The following is an 8,593-nucleotide window of genomic DNA, read 5'->3' as shown; positions in this document are numbered from 1 at the left end:
CATTGGGCATCAGTAAGTGTTAGTCTATTCATATAATCAGAATAACTGATTTTCTTTGTATGTCAACACACCCTAATGGAAAAACCTTGCTATAAATTTATCGCCACATCATCAGCGATTGGCTGTCTTTGTATGTGTCTATCGCCGTTAGCTCAAGCACAGATACAGGAAACGCAACAGGCACAAGCCAATTTACAACAACCCATGGGCTACCAAGAAGTGGGTAATAACAGTCAAGACAATTTGCCTACAACACAACTGCCTGATTTAACCTTTACCGCCCGTGGCTTTAATGAAAACCGCTTGGATATGCCATTTAGCGTAACTGCGATTGGCAGTAGAGCGATTAATGAAAAAAGACTGGTCAATACCGAAGACGCTTTACGCACCTTACCCAGTGCCCAAATTCATAATGGTGGCAATATCAGCAACTCATTATTATGGATTCGTGGCACAGGCTCTTTGACCAATACCAGCCTTGATGACAACTCTGTTGATTTTCGGATTGATGGGGTAAGCCAAGGTAAAACAGGTTTGGTTCGCAACTTGATAGATGTCGAACAAGTAGAAATTGCCAAAGGTCCACAAGGTACGTTACTGGGTTCAAAAGCCGAAGCAGGTAGCGTGATTGTCAGAACCCGCAATCCTGAAAATTACTTTGAATCCAACATTGGTGTCGGCATAGGTAGTCAGCATCAAAAGCAAGTGCAAGGCGTGCTAAATGTGCCGTTAACTGATAACCTAGCCGTACGAATAGCTGGGATGTCTGAACAAAAAGACAATCATCTCATAGAAGAATCAACAGGCAAGCCCGTTAATGAGATTAGCCGACAAGGGGGGCAAGCCAAAGTCCGTTGGCAAAACCTGATTACGGATGACACTGGCAAAGATATGGGCAGTGATGTGGTGTTTAGCCTATATCATGACAAACAACAAAATTATCTACCAGTGCCGTTACTAGACTTAAATAGCCCAAAAATGAACACAGGCGGTCTGCCACACAGTACGGATAACAGTAGCTCTGGGGCGATTTTGGATATTGAGCATCATTTTGCCAATAGTCAATTAAAATCTACCACCAGCTATCATCACTATCAAGGTGATATTTACCGTCCTTTGTTACCGCCTGACATGCGTACTTTGCAATATGATTTGTTGCAAGTACCTGCCATGCTTCGTCCCATGCTCAATGATTTTTTTAGTCAAGAGAGCAACAACAGACAGCATATTGTTGATGATTTAAGTCAAATTTCTCAAGAAGTACGATTATCATCTAGTGATGATAGCCGTATCAAATGGACGACAGGGTTATTGCTTGAGAAAAAAGACAGAGATTGGCAGTTTGACGGTCGTCAAGGTATCTTTGCCATACCGATGAATCCTGCAAATCCTAATGAACTAACGACCTTGGTGGGCAATGAAGTCAGTAATGGTACTAACCATAAACGCTTTGAAACACAGTCGCAAGCTTTATTTGGCGAAGTGACCTACCCTATGACCGACACGCTGTCATTGATGACAGGTTTGCGGGTCGGTAGAGAAAAACTGAGCTATTCAGCAACTGTGCAAGCTAATGCCAACAATGCCTTATCAGCCACAGGCGTACACCATGATACACAGACACTAAGCGACACTGCAACCACAGGGCGTATTGGGCTAAATTATGCCATTGCCCCTAACTGGCGTGTCTATGGACTATATGCCAGAGGGCATAAATTCGGTGGATTTGCTGACTATGGTACAAACGTTGCGTTTGGTAAGCCAGATGACCCGTATAAAGCAACTGACATTGATTCTTTTGAAGTCGGGACAAAATACCAAAGCCCTGACAATAATGTGAATATTGACATTGCTTTGTTTAATAACCGCATGAAAAACGACCATGTCAGTCTGTTTTTATTCCCTAGTAACCTAACGGCAACGGCTAACGTGGATAGCCAAAGCCGTGGTATCGATGTATCGGCTGATTGGCGACCGATGAAGGGTTTAAAGCTCAATGGCAGCATCAGTTATATTGATGCGACGGTCACTAACGCAAGCCCACAAGTGGAAGCTCAAGGCATCACCAAAACTGGCAATAGAATGCCACAAGTACCTAAGTTCAGTGTCAGTGTTGGGGCAAGATACGAGCATGCGTTAGACAATGCGTGGCTGAACAATATGCGTTGGTACATCGGCGGTGATGTTCGTCATGTGGATAGTCGCTTTGGTCAGTCCAATAACTTACAAGAATTAAAAGCCTATACGTTGTTCAATGCCAGTGCAGGTATTGGCAATAACAAACATGAATTTGGCGTATGGGGCAATAACTTGAACAATGCAAAATATCAGTTGTTCGGTATCATGCCAGGCAATGTGGGTATGGTCGCACCCGAGCGTAGTTTTGGCGTGAGCTATAAGTATAACTTCTAAAAATTCATCAACAGGGCGTATGTATGCAGACATACACCTTTTTTATGGATAGCAAATAATGGATTTCTAACATTGAGTTCATCACATGACCCTGCCTATTTCTGATTTAACCGTACAACCAGTATCTAAAAAACCGTGGCTACTACTAATAAATGTCTATATGACACAGTATCTAGGCGTATCATTCATCTTAGCATCAATGGTTGCTATCATGCGGGATTTGGGGCTGGGCTTGGATAAATTAGCATTGTTAAACTTGGTTGCATTACCTATGCTTACCAAGATTTTTTATGCCCCTGTGGTTGATAGTAAACCAATCAAACTTTTCAAAAGACAACTGCAAGGGCAATATCGTGGTTGGCTGTTATGCTCACAATTTGCCATGATTATCATGCTGATATGGGTTGCTCACCTTGATGTCAAAATTCAATTTGGGTGGTTATGTGTGGCACTGACTCTGTATGTGTTTGCTGTAAGCGTGCAAGATGTGGCGATTGATGGACTGACAACCAAACTGTTTAATTTTAAGGATTTGCCCGTTGCCAATAGTCTTCAGTTTTCAAGTAACTTACTTGGCAATGTCATTGGGGGTGGCTTGATACTCATGATATACCCAATGATAGGATGGCGTTGGGCTTTTTATCTATTGGCACTACTCACGACAATGGCTTGGGTGAATCTATGGTTGTTTCAAGAACCCAATACAGACAGTGTTGCTAATCTTACATTAAAAACCCTAGTCGCCTCTGTCAAAAGCTTTATTCAGCAACACAAACACTGGTTTGGCTTATTGTTGGCTTATCCAATTGGCTTTGGCAAGGCGTTTTCTTTGGTCAATCCATTGTTGGTTGATGTGAAATGGTCATTGGCTGATATTGGATTTGTCACCAAAGTCTATGGGTCTATCATTGGTATCCTATCTGCCTTATCAGCCAGCCTTTGGGTCAAAAAGCTAGGACGTAAGAACACGCTACTTATCCTCACATTCTTACAGACATTGAGCATTGCAGGTTTAATACCCTTGGCACTGGGTTATACCAGTCAACTTGCTGTCTATCTTGCCATGACGATTTATTTTCTGATTAATCCTGCTTTGATTGCGGTGCTTGCGACCTTGATGATGGACAGGGCGGTCTCTCACCCTACTAAAGCAACCATGTTTACTCTGCAAATCAGCGTTATTATGGTGGTGGGATTTGTGTACGCTGGGATTGGATTGTCTTTGGCAAAAATGGTTGGCTATCTTGCCGTGATGGTGCTGAGTGTTATTTTGAATTTATTGTTATTTTTTATCGTCAAATTATCAATTCATCGGATATTTAAGGGCTCACAATGAAACGCACCCCTGTCGCTGACCAACAGCAAAAACTTGATATCATCGACCATGTCAACCAAGACCATGGCGATGAAATCTTAGTAATTGCACATTATTACAACTCAAAAGACACCTTTACGTCTGCCTATATCAGTGACATCTTCAATGAAGGGATGACGCTAAAAGTTACCTCTCAAACAACCAATGACATCTTTATCCCATTTGAACTAAAAGGTGAATTGGAAGAGCAGATTTTATACTTGGCTTATCTTGCTATGGTAAAACAAGGCAAAGATATCACAGGCGGTAAGCGTCGGTATTTTACCGTCACGCACAAATCCAATATCACCAAACGCATGGTAAGACTGCACCTATCAAGTCAAACCTCAATTGCTAAAAGCCATGACGGCTATGCCTATGGCATGGTGCTAAAAACCATGCAAGGTGCTCAACCAAAAGAATTAGCCAAAACTACATCAAACCACAAAATTGTCAGTTGGTTAAAAACCCGTGCCAATTTGGGGTTCTTATGGGTACTCAAAAAAGTATCCAGTGAAAAACGCCAAAAAATCGTTGAAAGTATGAACAAAGACATTCGCATTTATACTATGCGAATTGCCGATGATGACCAAACGCCAAACGATATTTACATGGATATCTATGCACATGGCGACAGTGCAGGTTATCGTTGGCTTGATAGCATACAATCAGGCGATATCATCTACTCACGCACCGAATCGCCAGAAATACATAATCATTTGGCTAATGGCAACGCCGTACTGATTGCTGATGAAACTGCCTATCCCGCAGTGGCAAGTATCTTAGAAAGTTGGGAAAATCCGCTACCGCCTACTTTAATAGTGCTAAGTCAATATGCCGAAGAACAAGCATATTTTGATAAGGTACGTTTGCCCACAGGTACAACCGTACATCACATTGTCGCTGATGTGTCCAAGCAATCTGAAAAGACCCTAGAGTATTTAACAAGTTTAACAGCGGTACAAACTGTATGGGGTGCGTGTGAAACCAGTGTGGCAAAAGACATTCGTCATTATTTCAGAAATGATAGACAACTACCCGCCAAAAACAACCATTTTAAAGGGTATTGGCGATTAAAATAAATAAGTACCAAAACAAAATTATGAACCACCCCTACTTTATCGGAGACAGGATTATTTAAGTCAGGCGGCGTAGCCCGACGGATTTAATGAACGATAGTAGATACTCTCTGCAATAACAGGTGACAAATATCCATTTGTTGAATGTAAACGTTCATTGTTGTACCAGTGTACCCAATCAAGGGTCGCTAATGCAAAATCCTTTACACCCTCCCATTCAGGTTTAAAATAGTCAATCACCTCCGTTTTATATAGCCCATTCATGCTTTCGGATAAAGCATTGTCGTAGGAATCGCCTGTTGTGCTGACTGAGGCGGCAAGACCTGATTGTTTGAGCCGTTCGCCATATTTGATGGATAGATACTGGCTACCCTTATCACTATGGTGAATCACATTTTTTGGTCTATACCTAGCATCCAATGCTTGGTTTAACGCATCTAGGGGTCAGCACAGAATTCGGACCATATTGTACGCTAAGGAATTTTGTCGAGTATTGCATCATTATAAATCTGCGTGATAATGGGAGTAACCTATGGAAAACACTAGTTTTTTGGACATTTTATTTTGGAGGGAAACAGTGGCTAAAACTCTGTATTTTTCATACATTAATTCATCCATAAAACAACGTATGACAAGTCCTCATTTTTAGTTTCAGAGAACTCGAAAACTCGAATAAATCTTAAAAATAGAACTTAAACCAACCTTCATTCATTTTGACCTACGATTCTTTTTAATCGTTTTAATGCAAAAAATATTTATAATAATTATTTTATTGCAACCCTAATCAATCTTTGCCAAAATACCGCTATCAAAACTGGTTTATCACTTAGGTATTCATGCCAAATTCAACCTTCATAAATCCACAAACGATCATCAATCCAATGGGTGGGGCTTGGTTGGTTCAATATTTTGACCTATCACTGGCTTATCCTTTATATGTGGTCAGTCGATTGGGTAGCCGTCGTGAGTCGCACCAAAACGGCAGTTCTTCTGAAGAAGTGTATCAACAGAGCCAGTATGACAAAGCACTGCTTGAACAAATTACCTTTCACCTTCGCTTTCATATCAGCCATGAGTTTTTGCATTATGAGCTATTGGCGAAGGTGTTTTCGCTTATTGAGCCAAGTTTGCTTGAGCATTGGTTAGCAGATGAGCCGACAGGGCAATACGCCAGACGCTGTGGGTTTTTGTATGAATGGTTTACGGGTAATGAGCTTGCGTTATCCATGCGTGATGGTAAAAGTCGAATTGCAGGCAATTATGTCGATGCGATTGATGCGGATAAACTGGTCGCCTGTAGCCCTGAATATGTGGTTAAAAATAGCCGTTGGCGAATCAATGATAATTTGGCAGGGAGACGCCAATTTTGCCCCATGATAGTAAAGACCGAAGCCCTACAACCTGCGTTTTCGCTGGATATTGCCCAGATGATGCAACAACTAACCGATACCTTTGGTGAAGATGTGCTAATGCGGTCAAGTGTTTGGATTACCTTACGAGAGAGTAAGGCAAGCTTTACCATTGAAGGGGAGGGCAAACAAACCAAACGTATTGAACGTTTTGCTCAAGTGATGGCAAATCAATTGGGTAGGGGAGATATCCCACTGGATAATCAATCGCTAACCGAGCTACAGCAAGCCATTTTGGGCGACAGTGTGGCAATCCATCAGTTTGGCTTACGTCAATCGCCTGTGTTTGTTGGGCAAGTCAGTCAACGAGATTTTAAGCCGATTGTGCATTATATTGCACCGCCGTTTGAGCAAGTGGCTCAGATGTTAGCAGGGCTAAAACGCTTTATCGAAGTTACCCAAGGACAGTCGGCAGTGATGCGGTGTGCGGTGGTGGCATTTGCGTTTGTGTATATTCATCCGTTAGCCGATGGTAATGGGCGGATTCATCGTTTCTTGATGAATGATATGCTTAGACGAGATGGTTTAGTGTCAGAGCCGATGATTTTACCAATTTCTCAAGTCATTAGCGAAACCGCCAAAGACCGCAGGGCGTATGACCAAATTTTAGACAGCGTATCGATGCCGTTGATGGCTCATATGGCAGATAAGTATGAATTTGGGGAGATGGTGAGCTATGCGGATGGGATTCGTTCCAATCTAACCCTTAAAAATAGTCACACAGCCCAACCGATTTGGCAATATTTGGATTTGACACCGCACATTGGCTATATGGCAGATATCCTTAGACGAGTCATTGAAGAGGATTTAACTGAGCAAAGTCGCTACTTGCGAAATCATGATAAAGCAAGGGTTGCAATTAAGGACATCATTGAGATGCCCAATGACTATGTTGATACCATTATCCGTAGCGTGTTAGATAATTTAGACAGCGATAAACCCAGTCAAAAACTGGTGAAGGCTATGCCGTTTTTGGCGGATGGGGCAGTGTGGGGAGAAATTCGCTCTGCAATTGTTTATTATTTAACATAATGTTTAATTATGCGAAATGAGAGCTATCAAAAAGTCCCAAATTTGGGACTCAGGCACACCATTAGATAGCGGTGTGCCGATGAACGGTTTTTGTGCCCAAAAACCGCTTGATAAGCAAAACTAAAAAGACTTTTAAAGCGTTGATGGTCTGCGGGCAGTGAACCGTCCTCGACCCTCACCGCTTTAAAAGACAAAATCTAAGAACGAGAAACGACTTATCGCCCAAGTTACCCACAGCAAAGCGAAAAATGCCCTCAGTCATTTAGCGATGTGTGGGCGCAATGACTGGGGCATTTTAAATCTGATGGATAACTTAGGGATAAGTCTCACTTAAACATATCTGGTTGCTTGTTCTTTGCTAAGAAATCGCGCATAAACTGGCGTATGACTTGACTGGCTGTCAAGTCTTTGCTATCGCAAACGCGTTTGAATTGCTCGAGTAAGTCGGAATCGACTTGTACGGTAAGTAATTTTTTGTCAGACATGAAAAAACCCTTATATAAAATTTATATATATTTTATATAAGGGTTATGTGCTTTTCAATACTAATCAGATTTTATAATACGAATTTGCGAGCCATATATTGTCATGCGAATAACGCAAGCACTTAATATGATTGATAAGCAGGTATCTATACCCCCCAAACCGAGTATTGATAGAACAGCTCCATCACCCTGCGATAATTGGGCATTAGCATCTGATATAATTTTTTCAAGTGCTTTAGTCATTCCTGCATAAGTAACAAGCCCTAGCCCTGCACCTGATAATACTTTTTTGACACTAACAGATAGTAAACTTTCACCAACGCTATATAGCATTGCATTTAATGATGGAAAATCAGCCATTTTTACGCCCTACCCCTGCAACAATCATAACACCGCTTAAAGTAGATAATCCGATACCAAAAGGTTTGAAGCTGACAAAAAAATCACACATTTTTTGATAGCTAATTTCAAATTTAGCAGTATAACCAGCAACAGTAACCATGTGAGTTTTTGGGGGGCGGACATTGGTCTTTAAATTGTATCCTGTCTTTATCAAATGTTAGGTCTTTTTCTTCTTTAATTTTTGGCTTTGTGTTTGTATCAGGTTCTTCTGATTCTTGCGTCCAGTCTATCCAGTCACAGACTTTTTTATAAAATTCGTTTGATTTACAGAATTTTTTTTCGCCTTTATCGTCCTTGTCGTCATCGTCATCGTCATCTATGTCAACTTTGACGCAGTTGTTGTTATTAGGACTTACGCAAACCTAACCGAAGGGCAACGAAGTTGCTCACAAATATAGTCATCAAGAAGCCCTTGCTTAA

General features: G+C 41.4%; 7 protein-coding genes and 1 pseudogene. 4 read left to right on the top strand and 4 right to left on the bottom strand.

Going from position 1 to position 8,593, the window contains the following annotated elements; translation table 11 throughout:
• Positions 1-132 precede the first annotated feature (132 nt).
• From ACEYX7_RS09860 to ACEYX7_RS09850, 3 genes are all read left to right on the top strand, one after another.
• Positions 133-2,412, top strand: a complete 2,280-nt coding sequence (locus ACEYX7_RS09860) for a TonB-dependent receptor (protein ID WP_374900513.1) — start codon at positions 133-135, stop codon at positions 2,410-2,412.
• An 85-nt stretch (positions 2,413-2,497) separates the two neighbouring features.
• The gene (locus ACEYX7_RS09855) at positions 2,498-3,748 is read left to right on the top strand and encodes an MFS transporter (protein ID WP_374900511.1); all 1,251 of its coding nucleotides are present in this window, start codon (positions 2,498-2,500) and stop codon (positions 3,746-3,748) included.
• Complete coding sequence (locus ACEYX7_RS09850; protein WP_374900509.1) at positions 3,745-4,848, top strand: SIP domain-containing protein; 1,104 nt, start codon at positions 3,745-3,747, stop codon at positions 4,846-4,848. Before ACEYX7_RS09855 ends, ACEYX7_RS09850 begins: the two co-directional genes overlap by 4 nt.
• Positions 4,849-4,908: 60 nt before the next feature.
• Here ACEYX7_RS09850 and ACEYX7_RS09845 read toward each other — a convergent pair.
• Positions 4,909-5,286: pseudogene (locus ACEYX7_RS09845) on the bottom strand (integrase core domain-containing protein); the annotation flags it as partial.
• Between the two features lie 395 nt (positions 5,287-5,681).
• Between ACEYX7_RS09845 and ACEYX7_RS09840 the strand changes: the two are divergent.
• Positions 5,682-7,286, top strand: coding sequence for a Fic family protein (locus tag ACEYX7_RS09840; RefSeq protein ID WP_374805487.1), 1,605 nt, complete (start codon positions 5,682-5,684; stop codon positions 7,284-7,286).
• A 326-nt stretch (positions 7,287-7,612) separates the two neighbouring features.
• Here the strand turns inward: ACEYX7_RS09840 and ACEYX7_RS09835 are convergent, their stop codons facing one another.
• Genes ACEYX7_RS09835 through ACEYX7_RS09825 form a run of 3 tightly spaced genes read right to left on the bottom strand, consistent with a single transcriptional unit; the run spans position 7,613 to position 8,273 of the window.
• Positions 7,613-7,771, bottom strand: coding sequence for a hypothetical protein (locus tag ACEYX7_RS09835; RefSeq protein WP_374805489.1), 159 nt, complete (start codon positions 7,769-7,771; stop codon positions 7,613-7,615).
• A 60-nt stretch (positions 7,772-7,831) separates the two neighbouring features.
• On the bottom strand, positions 7,832-8,131 hold the full coding sequence (locus ACEYX7_RS09830; RefSeq protein WP_374807084.1) for a DUF2523 domain-containing protein: 300 nt from the start codon (positions 8,129-8,131) through the stop codon (positions 7,832-7,834).
• Positions 8,124-8,273: a virulence factor TspB C-terminal domain-related protein gene (locus tag ACEYX7_RS09825; RefSeq protein WP_374900507.1), complete on the bottom strand. Its 150-nt coding sequence runs from the start codon at positions 8,271-8,273 to the stop codon at positions 8,124-8,126. The genes ACEYX7_RS09830 and ACEYX7_RS09825 overlap by 8 nt, the downstream gene beginning before the upstream one ends.
• Between the last annotated feature and the right edge of the window lie 320 nt (positions 8,274-8,593).

It is taken from the genome of Hubeiibacter jixunmingi, assembly GCF_041928215.1.
GTDB lineage: Bacteria > Pseudomonadota > Gammaproteobacteria > Pseudomonadales > Moraxellaceae > Acinetobacter.
Note: the sequence above shows the minus strand (reverse complement) of the source record. Positions and strands in the feature narration are given on the sequence as shown.